The sequence below is a fragment of the Streptomyces sp. XY431 genome (genome assembly GCF_001279805.1).
Taxonomy (GTDB): domain Bacteria; phylum Actinomycetota; class Actinomycetes; order Streptomycetales; family Streptomycetaceae; genus Kitasatospora; species Kitasatospora purpeofusca.
Window position 1 is genome coordinate 1 of sequence record NZ_LGDO01000462.1, and the last position, 206, is coordinate 206.

Sequence of the window (206 nt, forward strand, 5' to 3'; positions counted from 1 at the left end):
CGAGTTCGCTGCCGGGGGTGGGCACGACATACCCGACCAGACGCTTCTCACCCGGACGGTCCTCCCGCACCAGGACGACCGCCTGCGCGACCCCGGTGGTACGGGCGAGTGCGCTCTCCACCTCGCCCAACTCGATCCGGAAACCACGCACCTTCACCTGGTCGTCACCACGACCCAGGTACTCCAACTCCCCATCCACAGTCCAC

The 206-nt window shown here is 67.5% G+C and carries 1 protein-coding gene; it reads right to left on the reverse strand.

The features are described from left to right. The coding region (locus tag ADK60_RS29380) for an AMP-binding enzyme (RefSeq protein WP_159400635.1) at positions 1–206 on the reverse strand (206 nt) is incomplete at both ends.